General features: G+C 37.5%; 23 protein-coding genes and 5 tRNA genes. 10 read left to right on the top strand and 18 right to left on the bottom strand.

All coding sequences use genetic code 11. The annotated features are described in order from the left end of the window. Positions 1 to 6 precede the first annotated feature (6 nt). From nusG to ACFO5T_RS05135, 17 genes are all read right to left on the bottom strand, one after another. Positions 7 to 561, bottom strand: coding sequence for a transcription termination/antitermination protein NusG (gene nusG / locus ACFO5T_RS05215; protein WP_021778469.1), 555 nt, complete (start codon positions 559 to 561; stop codon positions 7 to 9). A 10-nt stretch (positions 562 to 571) separates the two neighbouring features. Beyond that, positions 572 to 775, bottom strand: coding sequence for a preprotein translocase subunit SecE (gene secE / locus ACFO5T_RS05210; protein ID WP_021778468.1), 204 nt, complete (start codon positions 773 to 775; stop codon positions 572 to 574). Positions 776 to 877: 102 nt separating this feature from the next. After that, a tRNA-Trp gene (locus ACFO5T_RS05205) sits at positions 878 to 950 on the bottom strand. 131 nt (positions 951 to 1081) lie between these two features. Continuing rightward, on the bottom strand, positions 1082 to 2269 hold the full coding sequence (tuf, locus tag ACFO5T_RS05200; RefSeq protein WP_021778467.1) for an elongation factor Tu: 1188 nt from the start codon (positions 2267 to 2269) through the stop codon (positions 1082 to 1084). A gap of 117 nt (positions 2270 to 2386) precedes the next feature. Beyond that, positions 2387 to 2458, bottom strand: a tRNA-Thr gene (locus ACFO5T_RS05195). A gap of 48 nt (positions 2459 to 2506) precedes the next feature. Then, positions 2507 to 2579, bottom strand: a tRNA-Gly gene (locus ACFO5T_RS05190). A 45-nt stretch (positions 2580 to 2624) separates the two neighbouring features. After that, a tRNA-Tyr gene (locus tag ACFO5T_RS05185) sits at positions 2625 to 2706 on the bottom strand. A 101-nt stretch (positions 2707 to 2807) separates the two neighbouring features. Next, positions 2808 to 2881, bottom strand: a tRNA-Thr gene (locus ACFO5T_RS05180). A gap of 109 nt (positions 2882 to 2990) precedes the next feature. Continuing rightward, a complete protein-coding gene (locus ACFO5T_RS05175; protein ID WP_021778466.1) occupies positions 2991 to 3296 on the bottom strand; it encodes an HPF/RaiA family ribosome-associated protein in 306 nt (101 codons plus the stop codon). A gap of 68 nt (positions 3297 to 3364) precedes the next feature. Next, on the bottom strand, positions 3365 to 4255 hold the full coding sequence (locus tag ACFO5T_RS05170; protein WP_380032572.1) for a tyrosine-type recombinase/integrase: 891 nt from the start codon (positions 4253 to 4255) through the stop codon (positions 3365 to 3367). A gap of 161 nt (positions 4256 to 4416) precedes the next feature. Beyond that, a complete protein-coding gene (gene rpsU, locus ACFO5T_RS05165) occupies positions 4417 to 4611 on the bottom strand; it encodes a 30S ribosomal protein S21 (protein WP_013749868.1) in 195 nt (64 codons plus the stop codon). An 83-nt stretch (positions 4612 to 4694) separates the two neighbouring features. Continuing rightward, the gene (locus tag ACFO5T_RS05160) at positions 4695 to 5879 is read right to left on the bottom strand and encodes an acyl-CoA dehydrogenase family protein (protein WP_375253094.1); all 1185 of its coding nucleotides are present in this window, start codon (positions 5877 to 5879) and stop codon (positions 4695 to 4697) included. Positions 5880 to 5933: 54 nt separating this feature from the next. Then, on the bottom strand, positions 5934 to 6818 hold the full coding sequence (locus tag ACFO5T_RS05155; RefSeq protein WP_380032569.1) for a helix-hairpin-helix domain-containing protein: 885 nt from the start codon (positions 6816 to 6818) through the stop codon (positions 5934 to 5936). A gap of 11 nt (positions 6819 to 6829) precedes the next feature. Next, positions 6830 to 8515 (bottom strand): alanine/glycine:cation symporter family protein, encoded by a 1686-nt coding sequence (locus ACFO5T_RS05150; RefSeq protein WP_375253098.1) that lies wholly within the window; start codon positions 8513 to 8515, stop codon positions 6830 to 6832. A gap of 97 nt (positions 8516 to 8612) precedes the next feature. Beyond that, positions 8613 to 9632 carry a potassium channel family protein gene (locus ACFO5T_RS05145; protein WP_380032567.1) on the bottom strand — a complete coding sequence of 340 codons (1020 nt, stop codon included), beginning with the start codon at positions 9630 to 9632 and terminating at the stop codon, positions 8613 to 8615. After that, positions 9629 to 9859, bottom strand: a complete 231-nt coding sequence (locus ACFO5T_RS05140) for a hypothetical protein (protein ID WP_021778460.1) — start codon at positions 9857 to 9859, stop codon at positions 9629 to 9631. Before ACFO5T_RS05140 ends, ACFO5T_RS05145 begins: the two co-directional genes overlap by 4 nt. A gap of 103 nt (positions 9860 to 9962) precedes the next feature. Continuing rightward, entirely contained in the window at positions 9963 to 12158 is a 2196-nt protein-coding gene (locus ACFO5T_RS05135) for a RecQ family ATP-dependent DNA helicase (protein ID WP_380032565.1), read from the bottom strand. Positions 12159 to 12243: 85 nt separating this feature from the next. Here ACFO5T_RS05135 and ACFO5T_RS05130 point away from each other — a divergent pair, with 85 nt between their 5' ends. From ACFO5T_RS05130 to ACFO5T_RS05110, 5 genes are all read left to right on the top strand, one after another. Further along, entirely contained in the window at positions 12244 to 13209 is a 966-nt protein-coding gene (locus ACFO5T_RS05130; RefSeq protein WP_380032563.1) for a KpsF/GutQ family sugar-phosphate isomerase, read from the top strand. Further along, positions 13209 to 14048, top strand: a complete 840-nt coding sequence (tatC, locus tag ACFO5T_RS05125) for a twin-arginine translocase subunit TatC (protein WP_298347891.1) — start codon at positions 13209 to 13211, stop codon at positions 14046 to 14048. Before ACFO5T_RS05130 ends, tatC begins: the two co-directional genes overlap by 1 nt. A gap of 70 nt (positions 14049 to 14118) precedes the next feature. Then, a complete protein-coding gene (locus ACFO5T_RS05120; RefSeq protein ID WP_380032560.1) occupies positions 14119 to 14478 on the top strand; it encodes a carboxymuconolactone decarboxylase family protein in 360 nt (119 codons plus the stop codon). A gap of 98 nt (positions 14479 to 14576) precedes the next feature. After that, positions 14577 to 15314, top strand: a complete 738-nt coding sequence (gene lptB, locus ACFO5T_RS05115) for an LPS export ABC transporter ATP-binding protein (protein ID WP_021778455.1) — start codon at positions 14577 to 14579, stop codon at positions 15312 to 15314. Between the two features lie 52 nt (positions 15315 to 15366). Next, entirely contained in the window at positions 15367 to 16215 is an 849-nt protein-coding gene (locus ACFO5T_RS05110; RefSeq protein ID WP_035325205.1) for a phosphatase PAP2 family protein, read from the top strand. A gap of 1 nt (position 16216) precedes the next feature. Here ACFO5T_RS05110 and ACFO5T_RS05105 read toward each other — a convergent pair whose 3' ends face one another. After that, positions 16217 to 16594 carry a MotA/TolQ/ExbB proton channel family protein gene (locus ACFO5T_RS05105; RefSeq protein ID WP_021778453.1) on the bottom strand — a complete coding sequence of 126 codons (378 nt, stop codon included), beginning with the start codon at positions 16592 to 16594 and terminating at the stop codon, positions 16217 to 16219. 211 nt (positions 16595 to 16805) lie between these two features. On the opposite strand from ACFO5T_RS05105, the gene ACFO5T_RS05100 reads away from it, so the two are divergent. The 5 genes from ACFO5T_RS05100 (at position 16806) to yidD (ending at position 21211) form a co-directional block, all read left to right on the top strand. Continuing rightward, positions 16806 to 17858, top strand: a complete 1053-nt coding sequence (locus ACFO5T_RS05100) for a sensor histidine kinase (RefSeq protein WP_380032557.1) — start codon at positions 16806 to 16808, stop codon at positions 17856 to 17858. Then, a complete protein-coding gene (locus tag ACFO5T_RS05095) occupies positions 17855 to 18553 on the top strand; it encodes a LytR/AlgR family response regulator transcription factor (RefSeq protein ID WP_380032555.1) in 699 nt (232 codons plus the stop codon). The genes ACFO5T_RS05100 and ACFO5T_RS05095 overlap by 4 nt, the downstream gene beginning before the upstream one ends. 120 nt (positions 18554 to 18673) lie before the next feature. Further along, positions 18674 to 19357 (top strand): GTP cyclohydrolase I FolE, encoded by a 684-nt coding sequence (gene folE, locus ACFO5T_RS05090; protein WP_375251956.1) that lies wholly within the window; start codon positions 18674 to 18676, stop codon positions 19355 to 19357. 115 nt (positions 19358 to 19472) lie between these two features. After that, positions 19473 to 20957: a cysteine--tRNA ligase gene (gene cysS, locus ACFO5T_RS05085; RefSeq protein WP_375251955.1), complete on the top strand. Its 1485-nt coding sequence runs from the start codon at positions 19473 to 19475 to the stop codon at positions 20955 to 20957. Next, positions 20957 to 21211, top strand: coding sequence for a membrane protein insertion efficiency factor YidD (gene yidD / locus ACFO5T_RS05080; RefSeq protein WP_375251954.1), 255 nt, complete (start codon positions 20957 to 20959; stop codon positions 21209 to 21211). The genes cysS and yidD overlap by 1 nt, the downstream gene beginning before the upstream one ends. Positions 21212 to 21297 lie beyond the last annotated feature (86 nt).

Below are 21297 nucleotides of genomic sequence, written 5' to 3'. Positions count from 1 at the left end.
AATTTCTTATACCTTTTCAACTTGCATATAGCTAAGCTCTAATGGTGTTTTTCTTCCAAAAATTTTCACCATCACCTCAAGCTTACGCTTTTCTTCATTTACTTTTTCAACAGTTCCATTAAAACCATTAAAAGGACCATCTATAACCTTGATAGTCTCACCTATAGTAAATGGTATTGCAACGCTGTCTTGTTTTACAGCAAGCTCATCTACCTTACCTAGCATACGGTTCACCTCCGCCTTTCTTAACGGAACAGGATCACCACCTTTTACTTCTCCTAAAAATCCTATAACACCATTAATAGACTTAATGATGTGAGGTATTTCTCCAGCTAGATTTGCTTTAACCATTATGTAACCTGGGAAGTAAACACGTTCTTTGTTTACTTTCTTACCGTTACGTATTTGAATAACCTTTTCTGTAGGAACTAAAACTTCCTCAATGTTATCTTCTAGACTTAATCGTGAAATTTCTTGCTCGATATATGCCTTAACTTTATTCTCTTGACCACTAACGGCCCTTACCACATACCACTGCTTGGTGCTGTTTGCTTTAGCCATATCGTCTTAATTAATTTGTTCCTACTATTTTATCAAAGTATAACTTAATTACATTGCTAAAAACAGTATCAACACCCCATATAGCTAAAGAAAATAGTATCGAAAACACAGCTACTACAACCATAAGACGCTGAGCCTCTGGAAGTGGTGTCCACGTTACGTGATTTTTCAATTCGTTATATGATTCTTGAACGTAATTAATTAATCCAGCCATAATAGTTATATCGTTTTAGAAGTAGATAAGATATCTAATAATCTTCTAGTAAATTCCAAAATTCTAATGAGCAAGACACATTGTGTAAATACTCATAAATTGCACGGGTTGAGAGACTCGAACTCACGACACCTGGTTTTGGAGACCAGTGCTCTACCAACTGAGCTAAACCCGTATCCGTAGGACTAACCTACTTGAGATAAATTTTTAAGCTTTCGCGAAAGCGTAATAACCTTCTCTTTAACAAAAGTCAAGGCGTTCTGAAAAAACAGAACACCTTTACTTTTATTTATTATCTAGATAAAATTAATCTAAAATCTCAGTAACCTGACCAGCTCCTACTGTTCTACCACCTTCACGTACTGCAAAACGTAGTCCGATGTTAAGTGCGATAGGCTGGATAAGCTCAACAGTAATAGTTAAGTTATCACCAGGCATTACCATCTCGATTCCATCAGGAAGACCGATGTTACCAGTTACGTCAGTTGTACGTACGTAAAACTGTGGACGGTAGTTATTGTGGAATGGAGTGTGACGTCCACCTTCTTCTTTCTTAAGGATATAAACCTCAGCTTTAAACTTAGCGTGTGGTGTTACAGATCCTGGCTTAACGATTACCATACCTCTAGAGATTTGAGACTTCTCAATACCTCTTAATAAGATACCAGCGTTATCTCCAGCCTCACCTCTATCAAGGATCTGACGGAACATCTCAATACCTGTAATAGTAGAAGTAAGTTTCTCAGCACCCATACCGATGATCTCAACAGGATCTCCAGTGTTTGCGATACCAGTTTCGATACGACCTGTAGCAACAGTTCCACGACCAGTAATAGAGAATACATCCTCGATAGGCATTAGGAAATCTTTTTCAGTCTCACGTAATGGCTCTTCGATCCAAGAATCAACAGCAGCCATAAGCTCTAATACTGTATCAACCCATTTTTGCTCACCGTTTAACGCTCCAAGTGCAGAACCAGCTACAACAGGACCATTATCTCCATCATACTCGTAGAAAGAAAGAAGATCTCTAATCTCCATCTCTACAAGCTCAAGAAGCTCCTCATCATCAACCATATCTACTTTATTCATAAATACAACGATACGTGGAATACCTACCTGACGACCAAGAAGGATGTGCTCACGAGTTTGTGGCATAGGACCATCTGTAGCAGCAACCACAAGAATAGCACCATCCATTTGAGCAGCACCAGTTACCATATTCTTTACGTAATCGGCGTGACCTGGACAGTCAACGTGTGCGTAGTGACGGTTTTCAGTCGCATACTCAACGTGTGAAGAGTTAATTGTTATACCTCTTTCTTTTTCCTCAGGAGCATTATCAATTTGATCAAAAGCAGAAGCTTCTGAAAAACCAGCATCTGCCAATACTTTCGTAATCGCAGCAGTTAAAGTTGTTTTACCGTGATCTACGTGCCCGATAGTTCCAACATTTAAATGGGGTTTCGAACGATCATATGTTTCCTTTGCCATAATGTAATTATTTAATCTTAGTTATTATTAGTGTACTATTTACTAGTGATCGAGTCCCTTCTCATTTAAACACGAAAAGTGAGTGCGACCAGCACTCATTATTAATATTTTGTTTTGAGCCAACGACGGGAATTGAACCCGTGGCCTCTTCCTTACCAAGGAAACGCTCTACCCCTGAGCTACGTCGGCTGGTAAATTTACGCTTTCGCGAAAGCTCAACACCTCAAAGGCATTTAGAGCGGGAGACCAGGTTCGAACTGGCGACATTCAGCTTGGAAGGCTGACGCTCTACCAACTGAGCTACTCCCGCGTTTATAAACTCACCCCATATACATATAGAGTGAGATTAAAGGTGTGGGGAGAGCAGGATTCGAACCTGCGAAGTTAAAAACAACTGAGTTACAGTCAGTCCTCGTTGGCCGCTTGAGTATCTCCCCTATTTGTTATCAAATTTCAGTGCGCAAAACTAAGCAAATCTTTTTGATAATAAAACAATATTTTAAAGAACTTTTTAACTTTATTTTTAAGTTAAAAAAAGAGCCGATGGAGGGACTCGAACCCACGACCTGCTGATTACAAATCAGCTGCTCTAGCCAGCTGAGCTACATCGGCTTTTTACTCACCCATACTTCCCAAAAGAAGCATAAAAAAGTCCGCTATTTCTAACGGACTGCAAATGTAGGTAATTTTTATCCCTACCCAAACTTTTTTTTGAAAAAAATTACATCACACGTGATCTTATTTTTTCTTTACGTTTTAAAAGTATTCTTTCCATAGACTGAACACACACATCTGTAGCCTCTTCGAAAGATTTTGCCATCTTTTTAACGATAAATTCATCGCCAGGCACACTTACTAATAATTCTACAATTTTATTATTTGGCCTTTCATTAGGCTCTAGTTTTAGATAAACATCGGTATGAATAATCTTATCATAAAAATGTTCCAATTTTCCGACTTTCTTCTTTATAAAATTAGTGAGTTTGACATCTGCATCAAACTTTGGAGCTTCTACAGTTACTTTCATAAGAATATGGTTTAATTGGTTACACACAAAACACTCTCGTAGTGTTTTACATATTAAACGTTGTTCTTCTATTTTTTAGTGCGAGGATGGGCTTTTGAGTATACATCTTTAAGAGCCTTTATACTATTATGTGTATATACCTGTGTAGAGGCTAGACTCGCGTGACCCAAAAGCTCTTTTACAACGTTTAAATCTGCTCCTTGATTGAGAAGGTGAGTCGCAAAAGAATGTCTTAATATATGCGGGCTCGTCTTAAACTTATCAGAAGCCTCACTAAAATAGCGATTTATAATTCTGTACACAAGTGTACTATACACTTTTAACCCTTTCAAAGTAACAAGTAAAGGTTCACTATTACCAGACCGAGCCACCTGTGCTCGCTCAACCATATATCTCTCTAGGGTTGTTATTACTCCCGGTAGCAATGGTATAAAACGTTCTTTATCTCTTTTACCTTTTACTTTAAGTATTTTTTGAGAAAGGTCTACACTGCCCATAGTTAGATCAATAAGCTCTGCCCTCCTCATCCCAGTACCGTACAACAATTCTACTACAAGAAGATCGCGCAGTGAAGTAAAGTCTTGAGATTCTCTTAATTCCTCAAGTACAACAGCTACTTCTTTTTCGGAAAATGGAATTTGTACTCGTTTTGAAACCTTAAGAGATTTATGTTTTACGAGCGGCGATACTAAAACATCACCCGTTTTAAGTAAAAACTTATAATATGACTTAAGAGAAGATACCTTTCTATTTACACTCTGACTAGACAGTCCCGCATCAACCAGCGATATAATCCAGGCTCTTATCTGAGAATAAGCTACCTTAACTGGATCCCTTTCACCATAATTCTTTTCTAAAAAGATAAAAAAACTTGTAACATCCTTCTCATAAGCAAGCACCGTATGCTTACTATAATTTTTCTCAAGATTGAGATATTCTAAGAATGGTTTAAGCGACATTATAAAAACAATATAAACACACACGATTAAATTACAAGCAATAAAAAAACCGTTGTACTGTAAAGATACACTTTACAACACAACGGTTATATATGATTGAGAGAGGATGAGTCTCCCTGTTAATCCAGATCACGCTATACGTGACGACGGATTAATAAATACTAGATATTCTCTGCATCTCTCATTCCTTGAATGTATGATGCTTTTTGAATCTCACGTCTTCTTACTACAGAAGGCTTTGTAAACTGCTTGCGCTCTCTAAGATTACGCATAGTCTTTGTGCGATCAAATTTACGCTTAAAACGTTTAAGCGCTCTATCTATATTTTCTCCGTCTTTTACTGGTATAATTAACATAGTGGGACCTCCTTTCTTTAAATTCTTATTCGGTTTTCAGACTGCAAAGATACGCTTAAAAAACAATCCCGCAACAGTAACCTTTATTTTTTTGAAATTTCTTCTGTTTTAGGCTTGTAAGTCTTCTTATCGATAACCATTTTTGCAATGATCTCTCGTAAGATTTCAGATGTTCCTCCACCTATAGGACCTAGGCGACTATCACGTAACATACGAGCTAGCGGGTATTCTTCCATATAACCGTAACCTCCTAACATCTGTAAACAATCATAAATTACCTCGTCTGCAATTTTTGTTGCTGTAAGCTTAGACATAGTTGCTTCTTTTACAACATACTCGCCATTACCTAGACGATGAGCCACTGTATAATTAAAAGCTTTAGACATCTCCACCTCTGCTGTACGTTCTGCTAGCTTGTGGCGTAATGCCTGAAACTTATCTATTGTAACTCCAAAAGCGGTACGCTCTTTCATATAACCTAACGCATACTCTATAGCATACTCTGCTCTAGCGTGTGCATTGATACCCATAATTAAACGTTCTGATGCAAAGTGTTGCATTATGTACCCAAAACCAGCATTTTCCTCCCCCATTAAATTTTCGGCAGGAACTTTTACATTGTCAAAAGAAATCTCACCAGTATCTGATGCTCTCCAACCTAATTTATCAAGTTTTGTAGCATTAATACCAGGCATATCTCTATCTAAAAGGAATATACTCATACCCTTACCTCCTAGCTCTGGTGCCGTCTTTGCGGCAACCACTAGATAGTCTGAGTAAACACCGTTTGTAATAAAGGTTTTTGAGCCATTAATAATATAGTGATCACCTTCTTTTACAGCTGTTGTGCGCATACCAGCCACATCACTTCCCCCAAAAGGTTCTGTAATACACAGACACCCTATTTTATCACCAGCGATACTAGGCGCAAGATATTCAGACTTTATTCTAGTATCTCCCTCTGCATTGAGGTGCGTCATCGCAAGATAAGCGTGCGCCCATATAGCGGCTGCAAATCCTCCACTATTAATCTTCTGTAACTCCTCTAGTAGTATTACAGTATAAAAGAAATCAAGGTTCATCCCTCCATACTCCTCTGGATAAGCAATCCCGAAGAATCCCATATCTCCAAATTTCTTCCAGATAAAACGTTCTATCTGTCCAGTTTCTTCCCATTTATCAATATGTGGGACTACTTCTTTTTGAAGAAAATCTTTTAAGCTTTCGCGAAAGAGGTTATGCTCCTCTGTAAAATACATATCTGTCATATTCTTATTTTTACCCCTGCTTACTGAAGATATCGCAGGTAATCATAGCACATTTTAATTTATTTGTAAATATAACGCTATTATGTCATATTTGAAGTCTGTCATACCCTCCAAATCTTTCAATTCTTCTAGTGAGCTAATTCCCTCTCTAAGCGTACGATAGTCTACTATTTCTTTTGCCAAATCAAAATTAAGCAATGGAACCGTAGAAAGGTCTGATGCTGTCGCAGTATTTACATTTACAAAACGGATTTCTGGCTTATTTTTTACCGTATAATGATTAAGCACAAGCCTCTTTACAGATTTATCTACACCATAGACACTGTAAATCTGAAAATCCACCTGATAACCTCCCACCTTATCACGATGTCGTATAATAGCAGTAGCAGCATTTTCATCTACACCCTCTATTGCGAGTAAATCTTCATATGTTAAGCTATTAAGCATTCCTTTCTCTTCGGCGGTTTTCCACTTCTTCTTATAATTATTTTTCTTTTGTGGAGTCTTGCGTTGCTCTAGCAACCATTTTGGCCATTTAAAATAGGGAGATATTTGCGCCAGTAGTGAGTCTGATACTTTTGAGACTTGCTGAAACTCTGCTGTAGAGTTAAACCATTTTCCGCTTTCGCGAAAGCGTACTACTCTATCTATTTCCTCTGTACTCATCCCGAGTTTATACCCATTATAATCTGTGAGTAATGTAGGGTTAAAAGGATAAATTTTAGGCTTTCTTCTTTCTAGCTCAATCGCTTTAAGCGAGTCTATTTCTTTTTGAAAAGCCAGGACACGAGCATCTTCTTGCAGTGTTGCAGCAGGAGAATCTGTAAGATTTTTACTAACAGCAATAACTCCTAGACAGGCAAGACAAAGTATGGCAAAAAATAAAATCCCATTTCGCTTACGTCTGTCGTAAACAAAATGGGATTTAAATAGTTTCATTTTATATGATCTTAGTCTATAGCTTGCTCCTTAAGCTTTATAGCATCAAGGTATCTTTTAAGCTGCTTTTTCACCACAGGGAATAAGAAGAAAAGACCTACCATATTAGGAAATACCATTGCAAATATCATTGCATCTGAGAATGCCCAGATTGAATTCATACTTGCAGAAGCTCCTACCACTACAAAGGTTAAGAATAATATTTTATATACAAGATCTGCTACTTTACCACGCCCGAAAAGGAATTTCCAAGATTGTAACCCGTAGTAAGACCAAGAAATCATAGTTGATACTGCAAATAGTACAACTGCTATCGTTAAGAACACGTTAGAGTAAGGAATGTACTCTGCAAATGCCTTTGAAGTAATACCTGCACCCTCAAAAGATTCTCCACCTATTAATACTGCACCTGTACCGTCTCCTCCATACTCAAAGAATCCTCCGAAATTGAAGATAATGATTACTAATGCGGTCATAGAACAGATAAGTACTGTATCAATAAAAGGCTCTAATAATGCAACTAGCCCCTCACTTGCAGAATATTTTGTACGTACTGCAGAGTGCGCAATAGATGCAGAACCTGCACCAGCCTCATTTGAAAAGGCAGCTCTTTTAAATCCAACTAGTAGTACTCCTATAAAACCTCCTACTCCAATTGCTGTAGGAGTAAAAGCTTCTTGCACTATAAGTGCTACAGCATCATCTATAAGACTAAAGTTACTAAAGATGATATATAAACAAGCAAGAACATACATAACTGCCATAAATGGTACCACCTTCTCAGTTACCTGAGCAATACGTTTTATACCACCTATAATGATAATACCTACTATAATTGCAAGAACAATACCTACTATAAAACCAGAGGCTGCACTTGTCATATTAAACATTTCTTTAAGTACAATGGTTGCCTGGTTAGATTGTGCAGCGTTACCTCCACCAAAAGATCCACCTATACAGAAGATTGCAAAAATTACAGCTGCTACTTTACCTATTGTTGCAAATCCTCTTGCTTTAAGCCCCTTAGTAAGGTAATACATAGGCCCTCCGTATACGGTACCATCTTCACCTACATCTCTGTATTGTACTCCTAGAGTACACTCTACAAATTTTGTAGACATCCCTAATAAACCACAAACTATCATCCAGAATGTTGCACCTGGTCCTCCTAATGCGATTGCTAGCGCAACCCCTGCAATGTTACCATTACCTACGGTACCAGAAACTGCTGTTGCCAGTGCTTGAAAGTGAGAAACTTCACCATCTGAACTTTCATCACGTATTGTATCTACAATATCACCATCTACAGCGAGGTCGTCATCTATTTTTTCAATATGATCTTCAATGTCTACTTTAGTAAGATCTTGCCCTTGAGCGATACCATCTTCTCCATAAAGCTCTGTAGCCCCGTGTTTTTCAATATCTTCATATTTACCACGTACCGTCTGGATAGCTCTCCAGAAATATCTAATGTTTGGAAAACCAAAGTAAATTGTAAAAAATGCAGCACTTGCTACAAGTAATATAAGTACAAATGGAGTACCTGCTACTTCAAAAAATACGATAGAAGAAAAGAAATCTGAAACAGGCTGGAATGCTTGATCAATTTTTTGATCAATTCCTACTTCTTGGTTGTTTTGTGCAAATGAAATTAATGGAATAAATGCTGATAAAATGAATAGAAGATATTTCTTCATCATATGTATGTGTTTGGTTATAATAAAAATTCAGCTAGCAATATCTAAAAAAATGCCCCTTATTCAAAGGAAAGTCTCTTAAAATAGTACACATTTACTAAATACCGAAAGTAGCGTGTAGTTTTTTGATTTGTTCAGGCCTTCCTATAACGATGAGTTTAGATTCTTTTTCTATCCTCATATCTGCTTCAGGGTTAACAATGTACTTGCCAGATGGAGATCTATATCCTATAATAGTACACCCAGTTCTGTACCGTAAATTAATTTCTTTAATAGTGGCTTCTTTACCATCTAGACATACTTGACTAAAACCTATTTCCTCAACATTTATACTATCCTCCTCTCCCACTACAGATAAGTTGTCTAAAAATTCAATAAGATCTGGAACAACCACCAGTGATGCCATATGGTCACCACCTATGCGATCTGGCATAATCACATTATCTGCTCCAGCAAGTTTGAGCTTTTTTTGTGAAGTTTCTGCCGTTGCTCTACTTATAATTTTTAATGTACCATTAAGCTGCCTCGCACTTAATACAATAAAGAGATTATCTGCATCTTCAGGCAATGCACATAATAATGCAGATGCACGGTCTATTCCTGCTTTTTCAAGAATTTCATCTTCATTTGCATTACCATTTACAAAATGAATATTCTTATCAGATTCATATTTTTCAATAATATCTGTATCCATTTCAATCACAACAAACTGCTTGTTGTATGCCATTAATTTTTGAACAGCTTCTTGACCATTACGACCATAACCACACACTATAATGTGATCATTCATTTTATCTATTTCTTGTTGCACCTTTCTATGTATTAAATCATTGTAAGAACTTCTGCTCAATATATACTCAGAGATTACGGTAATAGCAAAACCTACAATTACTACACTAAGTAAAATAAGTATTATAGTAAAAATCTTTGCCTCTGGAGTAAGTGGCACCACTTCTCCAAAACCTACCGTGGTAATGGTTATAACCGTCATATACATAGCGTCTACCCAGCTATAATCTGCGATAAATCTATACCCTACAACACCTATAAAAAGAGTAATTACAAGAAGTATAACAGCAAGATAAATCTTATGTTTAAATAGAGAGAATAGTCTCATAGATCAAAAACAGAGGTTCGTTTTGTATAAATGAGATCTTTAAGTTTAAGCCAGAAGGCTACGGTTAGGTACAATGCAAAACCTGCTCCCAGCGTTGCAAACGATACGTAAATAAAAAAAAGACGTACATTCTTTGCTCGCATACCTAACCTATCTGCAAGCCTCGATGATACGTAAAAGCCACGTTTTTCAAAATAGTGTCGTATGTTGTAAACAAATTTTAGCATCGTGATACTTAAAAAAACTATTGTAACTAAAAGTGGATGTGCTGGCGATGGTTTTTGTTACGCTTTCGCGAAAGCGTAATTATACACCTCACGCTATAAGAGCCTAGTTTGCGACCTCGCTCATAAATTTAATTCTATACAGACGAAGCTCCTCATCTTCATATTCTCCATCAAACTCTTCCATAGCGACATCTATTTTATCTGTCTCTGCCTCCATAAAGTAATCGTGTAACTCTTCTTGTTGATCTTCATCAAGTATGTCATTAATCCAATAGTCTATGTTGAGTCTGGTACCACTAAAAACTATGGCTTCCATCTCTTTTATAAAATCTGGCATTTCCTTACCCTTTGCAGAAGCAAGATCATCTAGCGGCAGTTTACGATCTACATTTTGTATAATATAAAGTTTAAGACCACTGTTTGCTCCTGTACTTTTAACAACAAGATCATCTGGACGAAGGATATCATTTTCCTCCACATAAGTCTGTATGAGCTTTACAAAATCTTTTCCATACTTTTTTGCCTTTCCATCGCCTACACCGTGTACGTTACCTAGCTCTTGAATGGTGATAGGATACTTTATAGCCATATCTTGCAATGATGGGTCTTGAAAAACTACAAATGGAGGTACATCGAGCCTTTTGGCAACCTTTTTACGCAAGTCACGTAGCATTTCCATCAGTTTTTTATCTGCACCGCCAGCTTTTTGGGCAGAGATAATTGTATTGTCTGCATCTACCCCAAAGGTATGATCATCTGTCATCATAAATGAAGATGGTTCTTCTATGAAGGAAAGACCTTTAGGTGTCATTTTTATCACACCATAGGTCTCTATATCTTTTTTAATATATCCTGCGACAATAGCTTGTCTTAATAGTGCAAACCAATATTCTTTTTTCTGGCCTTTACCTATTCCAAAGAATGCTTGCTCGTGTGTTTTATGAGAGGTGATGATTGCGTTTTCCTTACCCCTAAGCGTGAAGACTACTTCTTTACTCTTATAAATTTCTTTTGTGTCACGTATAACAGTAAGCACTTTTACAAGTTCACCTTTTGCTTCGTGCTTCTTCTTTGGGTTGCGCATATTATCATCCAACATCCCACCTTCTCCAGTTGCATTATCAAACTCTTCACCAAAATAATGAAGGATAAACTTTCTTCTAGAAATACTTGTCTCTGCAAATGCGACAACTTCTTGCAATAGTGCGTGACCTATTTCCTGCTCTGCAACGGGCTTACCACTCATAAACTTCTCGAGCTTCTCAATATCCTTATAGGCATAAAAAGCAAGACAATGTCCCTCACCTCCATCGCGACCAGCACGACCTGTTTCTTGATAATAGCTCTCTATACTTTTAGGTATATCGTGATGAATCACAAAGCGCACATCTGGCTTATCTATACCCATACCAAAGGCTATAGTTGCAACCACAACATCTACATCTTCCATTAAGAACATATCTTGATGTCTTGCTCTAGTCTTTGCATCTAGACCTGCGTGATAAGGCACTGCTTTAAGTCCATTGACCTGTAGCGTTTGTGCGAGCTCTTCTACACGTTTACGTGCAAGGCAATAGATTATGCCGCTCTTACCTTCATTTTGCTTTACAAAACGAATGATATCTGCATCTACTTGTGCTGTTTTAGGACGCACTTCATAATAAAGGTTAGGTCTATTAAAGGAAGCTTTGAAAGTATTTGCGTTTGTTATCCCTAAGTTTTTAAGAATATCTTCTTGCACTTTTGGTGTGGCAGTAGCTGTTACAGCTATGATAGGGATATTATCACCTATTCTTCCTATAATCTTTCTAAGGTTTCTATACTCAGGCCTAAAGTCGTGACCCCACTCTGAGATACAGTGTGCCTCGTCTATAGCCAGAAAAGATATTTTCTGCTCACGTAAGAACTCTACATTTTCTTCTTTGGTAAGTGATTCTGGAGCAACATACAGCAGTTTTGTAACACCTCTTGCTATATCCTCTTTAACCGTTTTAATCTCTCCTTTAGTAAGAGAACTATTTAAAACGTGAGCAATGCCCTCATCTTGTGAGATACCGCGCAAGGCATCTACTTGATTTTTCATAAGAGCTATGAGAGGAGATACCACAATAGCGGTTCCCTCTGCTATAAGAGCTGGCAGTTGGTAACATAGTGATTTACCACCACCAGTAGGCATTATAACAAAGGTGTGGTTTCCTCCTACAATGCTTTTAATTACCTCTTCCTGCAAACCCTTAAACTGACCAAAGCCAAAATATTTCTTAAGTTCTTTGTGTAAGTCTATTTGTTCTGTCTTCATCTATTCAAATGCATTTTTACATACCTTTGTGTTTTCTAAAGATAGTAATTTCCCCACGTTAAACAAATCATAACAAAACCAAGTTTTGAACATTACTCAGCAAATCATTGCTAGCGCACAGAAAACCATTAACATAGAGCAAGCCGCCATTGCAAATCTATCATCTCTTATAGATGAAGAATTTGCTCAAGCAGTGCAAGCTATTTACTCATCAAAAGGTAGAGTTGTTATTACAGGTATAGGTAAAAGCGCCATTATAGCTCAAAAAATAGTTGCAACGCTTAACAGTACGGGTACTCCTGCACTATTTATGCACGCGGCAGATGCAATACACGGCGACCTAGGGAGTATACTTATAGATGATATTGTAATATGTATCTCAAAAAGTGGTACAACACCAGAGATTAAAGCCTTAGTCCCACTTATTAAAAAAACTAAGAATACACTCATTGCAATTACTTCAAATAAAACATCATTTTTAGGCAATGAGGCAGACTATGTTTTACACGCTTTTGTAAAAGAAGAGGCTTGCCCTAATAACCTTGCTCCTACTACAAGCACAACGGCACAGCTCGTTATAGGCGATGCGGTTGCTGTAGCCCTACTAGATCTAAGAGGTTTTACAGAAAAAGACTTTGCAAAGTATCACCCAGGAGGTGCGCTAGGCAAGCGATTATATCTTACAGTACAAGATATATGTGCCACACACCAGAACCCTGCAGTAACACCAGATGCAAGCATTAAAGAGGTTATCGTTGAAATCTCTAAAAAAAGACTAGGTGTAACCGCTGTCGTTCTAAATGGGGTTATCCAAGGAATAATCACAGATGGGGACCTGCGTAGAATGCTTGCGAAAAACGACTCACTAGAAGGCCTTACAGCACAACAGATTATGAGCGAAAATCCAAAAACTGTAAATCACACAGCTATGGCAATCGCTGCAAAAGATATTCTAGAAGAACATAACATAAGCCAGCTACTGGTCGTAAAAGATGGGAACTATGCTGGCGTTGTACATATACACGACCTCATAAAAGAAGGAATCGCATAATGGCAAAAAAAGAAAAAAAACATCCAGATGAGATGTCCTTTCTGGATCATCTTGAAGAATTAAGATGGCATTTAATAAGAGCAACACTAGCAGTAGTTATCATAGGTGTAGTCGCTTTTATTTTTAAGGGAACACTTTTTAAAATCATCTTTGGACCACAAAGTCCTGACTTTGTTTCTTACGACATACTGTGTGAGATATCACGCTTCTTTGGGGCAGAAAAAGGATGCATTGCAGATGGTGATATGGATTTTATCATACAGAGTAGAAAGGTTGCAGGACAGTTTAGCGCAGCTATATGGACCTCCATTATGGCGGGCGTTGTGATAGGTTTTCCATACATACTTTATGAATTTTGGAAATTTATCTCACCAGGCTTATATGAGAATGAGCGTAAATCTAGTAAGGGTTTTATAGTTGTTGCCTCATTGCTTTTCTTTATGGGAGCAGCATTTGGATACTTTGTAGTAGCACCACTTTCTATAAACTTTCTTGCCACTTTTAAAATATCTGAAGCCGTTCAAAATGAATTTGACATAGACTCATTTATAGGGCTTGTGCGTGCATCTGTACTAGCCTCTGGTTTTATATTTGAACTACCTATCATTATGTATTTTTTAACTAAAATAGGCCTAGTTACACCAGAATTTTTAAAGAAAAACAGAAAGTATGCGCTTGTAATTGTATTAATTTTGGCTGCCATAATCACACCGCCAGATATATCAACACAAGTCATTGTTGCTATACCAATAATTATACTTTACGAGGTTAGTATTTTTATCTCAAGAGGTGTAATAAGAAGAGAAAAACGCCGACTCAAAAAAGCCGGTCTCGCATAAGGAACAGGTAAAAATTATTAATAATTAATCGTTGTACGCTTTCGCGAAAGCGTAAACCCCCACTTACATTATGAGTAACAACATAATAGACGACTTTAATAGCTATCGTTCAAAAATGAATGATAAAATACTCGCAGACAATAACAAAATTGTAAAGCGCATCTTTAATCTTGACACAAACGCTTTTACCGAAGGTGCTCTTGATAAAAAAACAAAAGAACTTTTAGGTCTTGTTGCCTCTACAGTGCTACGCTGTGATGACTGTGTAAAATATCACTTAGAAAGCTGCCACGACGAGGGCGTGACAAAAGAGGAGGTGATGGAAACACTTAGTATAGGTACTCTTGTAGGAGGAACTATAGTAATACCACACCTACGCCGTGCTTATGAGTACTGGGAAGCCCTAGATGAAAAGAAAGGAAATCAATAAGCATTTCTTTTCTGTTATAAAGATCTACAATGCTCGTTCTTAATGAGCGTTATAGATCTTTAAAATAAAGGCTTAAACAATACGTATATTTGTTATCTATGAAACTACGCGCAGAAAACTTAATGAAATCTTACAAAGGCCGAAAGGTTGTAAAAGGGATTTCTGTAGAGGTTAACCAAGGTGAAATTGTAGGGCTCTTAGGCCCTAATGGAGCCGGGAAGACTACGTCGTTTTATATGATAGTGGGTCTTGTAAAACCTAATGGCGGTAACATATACCTAGACCAGCAAGATATTACTAAATACCCTATGTATAAAAGAGCGCAAAACGGTATAGGCTACCTAGCGCAAGAAGCTTCTGTTTTTAGAAAACTGAGTATAGAAGATAATATACTAAGCGTTTTACAACTTACTAAACTGTCTAAAAAAGAGCAACTTCACAAGATGGAGGAGCTTATAGAAGAGTTTAGCTTAGGGCATATACGTAAAAGCCGTGGTGACCTTTTATCTGGTGGAGAGCGTAGACGTACAGAAATTGCTAGAGCTCTTGCTACCTCGCCATCTTTTATATTACTAGATGAGCCCTTTGCCGGTGTAGACCCAGTTGCTGTAGAAGATATACAGCGCATCGTTGCACAGCTCAAAAATAAAAATATAGGCATCCTTATCACAGATCACAATGTGCAAGAAACGCTGGCTATCACAGACCGCACTTACCTAATGTTTGAAGGAAGTATACTCAAACACGGAGAGCCAGAAGAACTCGCAGCAGATGAGATGGTGAGAAAAGTCTATCTAGGTCAGAACTTTGAACTAAGAAAAAAGAAGCTTTTTTAATTAAAGCTTACATACAATCTTATAATTAAGAGCACCCTCTATACATCTTGTTATGAAATATACTTATACACTCATACTTGTAGTCCTATTTTCTGTTTTTTGTAAAGCACAAACACCTATTCCTTCTCAAGAGCAAGATACTCTGGGGATTTTAAAACTTGCTTTTTACGATACAAAGGTGATGCTTAAAGGCATAGGCCACGCATACACAGGCCCTCTGCGATGGAAAAAGGATGACTTTATTGTGGCAGGAGCCATTGTAGGTGGTACTGCACTCCTCTACTTTGTAGATGATGATGTAGAAAACTACTTTATAGATAGAAGAGAAGATATCCCTACGGTACTTGATGAAGCTGGAGAGCGACTGGGGAGCCCTCAAGTAGCTTATGGAATTACAGCCGGCACTTATCTTTTTGGGTTATTTACAAAAAATGAAAAAGTACGTCGTACTGGAGCTTTAATGACCTCATCTGCAGTGACCGCTGGATTATTACAAACACTTCTTAAGGCATCAACAGGAAGAAGTAGACCTACTAATGGTCAAGGTAAATTTAGCTTTAATCCTTATAGTGGCGAGGCTGGTTTTAGAGCATTCCCTTCTGGTCACACCATTCTTTCTGTAACAATGGCTCACGCAGTAGCAAAGCAATTTGATAATGTTTGGGTAAAGGTTGGTATTTATGCCATAGGCTCTATAGCTCCTTTACAAAGATTATGGGGTGGAGCCCACTGGCTTACAGACGTTGCCCTTAGTGCTGCACTTAGTATTGTGATTGTAGATTCTATAGATAACTATATGAACAAGGCAAATGTATATCCCGACGGCTCTAAGAAAAACAATAGCATTTCTTGGAAATTTAATGTAGGCTTAGGTCGCGCCGGGCTTACTGGTACCTTCTAGATTAACTTACTGGTAAATTTTCTTGCTTCTGTGCTTTTATAGTAAGCACAAGCATTACTACCCTGCTTATCACAAAGCATAGTAACCCAAAAACGGTACATAGCAAGGCTACTTTGAGTCCTCCTGCCATCATAGGCTGTGAGATATTTCCATTTCCCTCTATAGCATCAAAGGCCGTAATAAGACCTATAGTAGACCCGAGAAGTCCCCACATAAGTGCAAAAAGACTGAGATGACCTATGAGCTCTAGTGTATTTCTTACACGCTTTTTACCTACAAGTGCTAAAATAAATAAGACTACTACTGCAAGTAAAACAAGTAAAATAGGTACCATAAATAATGGCCCTCCTTCATTAATACGATCGATAATTTGTGACATAACTTTAGTTTTTAAGATTAATGTGATGTAAATCTAGAGAGATAAAATACTTCTTAATATTATTTGCGACGAGTACCAGTTTATACTTCCAATATAGCAATTTAAAATCCGTCAACGAATAACCACCAGCCTGTTAGGTTATAGACAGCATATAAAGCGTTATTCATCTCAAAATAAATAAGGGCTATCATTTTTTTGTCATCTTTGTGAGATGCTAGCATCTTTGCTTAAAAAAACCATTTACTTACCTATACATATTGTACTATGGGTATTAGTATGGTTATTTTACATTTATTTCTTTAGCTATGCGGCAGATAAAGATCAGTTTGTCATACACTTTGCAACTAGCCTCTTACCTATTACTATCGTAGTAACCTACATTATTGCATATTATCTAATACCACGTTTCCTTCTCAAAAAGAGATATATTTTTTTTACTGCATACCTATTATACACTGTAGTAGGCTCACTGTTTTTAATAATTATAATCACCTTCATAAACTTTATCTTTTTATCTAATTATGATATGAAGCAAATGCCCTTGCTCACACGCAACTTTGTTTTTGTTTTTATACTTGTGTACCTCGTGGCTGGGTTAGTCTCACTTGCACAACTCCTCAAATACAACTACAAGGCAATACATCGCAATAGTGTATTAGAAAATAAAATTCTAGAAGGGCAATTACTACTTAAAGAAAAGGAACTCCATTACCTTAAAGAACAAATACACCCACATTTTTTATTTAACACACTTAATACGATTTATGGAGCAGCCCTAAAAGAATCTAAGCACACTCCTGACCTGATTCTCAAATTATCTAATCTACTCGATTACTCACTTAATCAAATAAAGAAAAAGACCGTTGCCATATCTGAAGAGACTGGATATATAGATTCTTATATAGGTCTTGAGCAGGTGCGTTTTAGAGAGTCTCTAAGCGTGACCTTTACAAAAAACATACAGCGAGATATTCAAGTCCCGCCTATGTTATTTATCGCGTTTGTAGAAAATGCTTTTAAACACGGAGGACCTATAGATGAGTTCCTTATTATAAACATACATCTTGAGGTGGTAGATAAGCGATTACATTTTACAATAAAAAATACAGTAAAAGCTGCTCAAAACAACACGCTTAATCACGGTCTTGGCCTTAAAAACAGTAAAAAAAGACTTGATGTGCTTTACCCACAGAGATACACACTCACAAGTGAGTTAAAAGACAACTGGTTTTACCTAGATGTAAACATTACATTAGATCAATGAGAACGTACAATGCAATCATAATAGACGACGAGCCTATGGCACGTGAGATTTTAGAAAGTCACCTTTCAAAAATTGAACAAATAAGCGTGAAAGCCTCTTGTAAAAATGCCGCACAGGGTTTTAGCGCTCTAAGTGCTCACGATGTAGACCTTGTATTTTTAGACATAAATATGCCAGAGGTCACAGGTCTTATGTTTGCCAGAGCAATACAAGGTAATACTAAGATTATTTTTACCACCGCTTACCGTGAGTATGCCATAGATGGTTTTGATCTTCAAGCAGTAGACTACCTACTTAAACCTATCTCACTAGAAAGATTAATGAAGGCCCTACAAAAATTTTATAACGAAGTAGATAAGCCAGCACAAAAAACCATTACAGATACATTTACCTTTTTTAGATCTGACCGTAAAATGGTGAAGGTAGACTTTGACAGTATTCTTTATATAGAAAGTCTAGGTGACTACCTAAAAATTCACACCAACGATGAGATAATTGTTACCCGCGAGACACTATCATCTACTATAGAAAAATTGCCCACAAAACAATTCTTAAGAACCCATCGCTCATACGTAGTTGCTGTGCAAAAAATAGATAGCTACACAAATGAGCACATCACTATAGATAAAACCGTTATCCCTATAAGTAGAAGCTATCGAGATACAACGCTTCAGTCATTAAGTTCTATAAAATAACGCAGTTTATTGCGTACCTTTGCAAGCCTTTAAAAGTCTTAACGACTGAGGTAAAAATAATGTGTTGATTACGCTTTCGCGAAAGCGTAAAAGACCCCATTAAAAGGAGTACCGCATACTATGAAAACAGAATTAGAAAGACAATTAGAACAGATTGAAGCAATAGGTGATGATCACATAGGGACCAGTGCGGTTACCCCATTGCGCGCAGATGCTTTTGAAATGAGCAATGCAGATAAACTTGTAAGCATCCAGAAAGACGTCGCTCACATTATGGAAACCCTAGGGCTAGATATGACAGACGACAGCCTTAAAGGAACACCAAAACGTGTGGCAAAGATGTTTGTAAACGAGATATTTTCTGGTTTACATCCTGATAATAAGCCTAATGTTTCAGTATTTGATAATAACTACAAATACGGAGAGATGCTAGTTGAAAAAAACATTACAGTATACTCTACTTGTGAGCATCACTTACTACCTATAGTAGGTCGTGCACACGTAGCATACATCTCAAACGGAACCGTAGTAGGGCTTAGTAAAATGAACCGCATTGTAGACTACTATGCAAAGCGTCCTCAAGTACAAGAGCGACTCACTATGCAAATTGTGCAAGAATTACAACGTGCTATGGGCACAGAAGATGTAGCCTGCGTTATAGATGCAAAACACCTTTGTGTAAACAGCCGTGGTATACGTGATATAGAAAGTAGCACGGTAACTAGCGAGTTTGGTGGGAAGTTTAAAGAAGAAGCTACACGTAGAGAATTTTTAGACTACATCAAGCTAGACACAGATTTTTAAGAAGCTACAGCTTGCTTATACATACCTATAAAAAAGCGGTTTCTTTTTAGTGACCGCTTTTTGAGTTTTACAATTAAGATATTTACCTTCGTTACACACATAAATAGCACATAAAATGCCTTTATACCAAGATCAAGAACTCACAGTTTACAATTCGCTTTCTGGAAAGAAAGAAATCTTCACACCTCTACTCGAGGGTTATGTAGGTATGTATGTGTGCGGTCCTACGGTATATAGTAATGTACACTTAGGTAATGTGCGCACCTTTATGAGTTTTGATATGATATTTAGGTATCTCAAACACTTAGGTTATAAAGTGCGCTATGTGCGTAATATTACAGATGCTGGTCACCTCACAGATGATGCAGATCAAGGAGAAGATAAGATTGCAAAAAAAGCAAGACTAGAGCAAATTGAGCCTATGGAAGTTGTACAGAAGTACACGCTAGACTTTCACGACATTCTCAATAAATTTAATTTCTTACCTCCTAGTATAGAACCTACAGCTACAGGTCACATCATAGAGCAAATAGAAATAATCAAAAAGATTATAGACAACGGGTATGCTTATGAGAAAAATGGCTCTGTATACTTTGATGTAATAAAATTTAATGAAGACCACGAGTATGGTAAACTTTCTGGCCGCAAGCTAGAAGATATGATTACAAACACTCGAGCCCTTAGTGCTCAAGATGAGAAGAATAATCCTCAAGATTTTGCACTTTGGAAAAAAGCCGAACCTGAGCACATAATGCGCTGGCCTAGCCCGTGGGGTGATGGCTTCCCAGGGTGGCACCTAGAGTGTACTGCAATGAGCACAAAATATCTAGGAGAACAGTTTGATATACACGGTGGTGGTATGGATCTTAAGTTCCCTCACCACGAGTGTGAGATTGCTCAAAATGAAGCTGCAATAGGAACAGAGCCTGTAAAGTACTGGCTACACGCAAATATGCTAACTCTTAACGGTCAGAAAATGGCAAAGAGTACTGGTAACAGTATCAACCCAGGTGAGATTTTTACAGGAGACAGTCCCCACTTAACAAAAGGGTTTGCCCCTAGCGTTGCAAGGTTTTTTATCTTACAGAGTAGCTACCGCAGCATTATGGACTTCTCAAATGACGCATTACTAGCGAGTGAAAAAGGTTTTAACAGACTAATGGAAGCGCTTAAGATTGCAAAAAATCTAGACACATCTAAAAAAAGTAGCTTTAATGTAAACGACTGGAAGGCGTCTTGCTACGCCGCGATGAATGACGATTTTAACACTCCGATACTCATTGCACATCTTTTTGATGCAGTAAAGCAAATACACCTTATTAAAGACGGAAAAGCAACCATCACTGCAAGTGACCTTAAGTTATTACTTGAGACGATTAATGCATTCGTTTTTGACGTACTTGGACTTGAAGACCATAACGCTTTCGCGAAAGCGGACGACTCAAAATTAAGTGGCACCGTAGAGCTGCTTATAAAACTTCGTAAGGAAGCACGCGAAAACAAAGATTTTGCACTAAGTGACAAAATACGAGATGAACTTATAGAGCTAGGAATTCAACTGAAAGATGGTCGTGAGGGTACTACCTTTACTGTAAACTAATGACTTCTGCAAAGAAAATAGCAATTGCTCCCTTTTTAGGAATCATCTGGTTTTACCAAAAATTTATCTCCTCGTGGACACCTAGCACCTGCCGCTACTCACCCACTTGTTCTCATTACACCAAGACGGCTTTACAAAGGCACGGACTTTTAACAGGAGGAAAGCTAGCATTAAAACGTATTTTATCTTGCCATCCTTGGGGTGGCCAAGGTTATGATCCCGTGCCAGAAAAAGAACCCTTAAATAATGACTAAAGCTTTTTACTATCTGCCATTAAGGTTTTAACTTGCTGTCCATAATTATAAACACAGCGTCATAAGTACGGTGCTAAAAAGATCAA

This window comes from Dokdonia genika, assembly GCF_042652845.1.
In the GTDB taxonomy this organism is placed as follows: Bacteria; Bacteroidota; Bacteroidia; order Flavobacteriales; family Flavobacteriaceae; genus Dokdonia; species Dokdonia donghaensis.
Note: the sequence above shows the minus strand (reverse complement) of the source record. Positions and strands in the feature narration are given on the sequence as shown.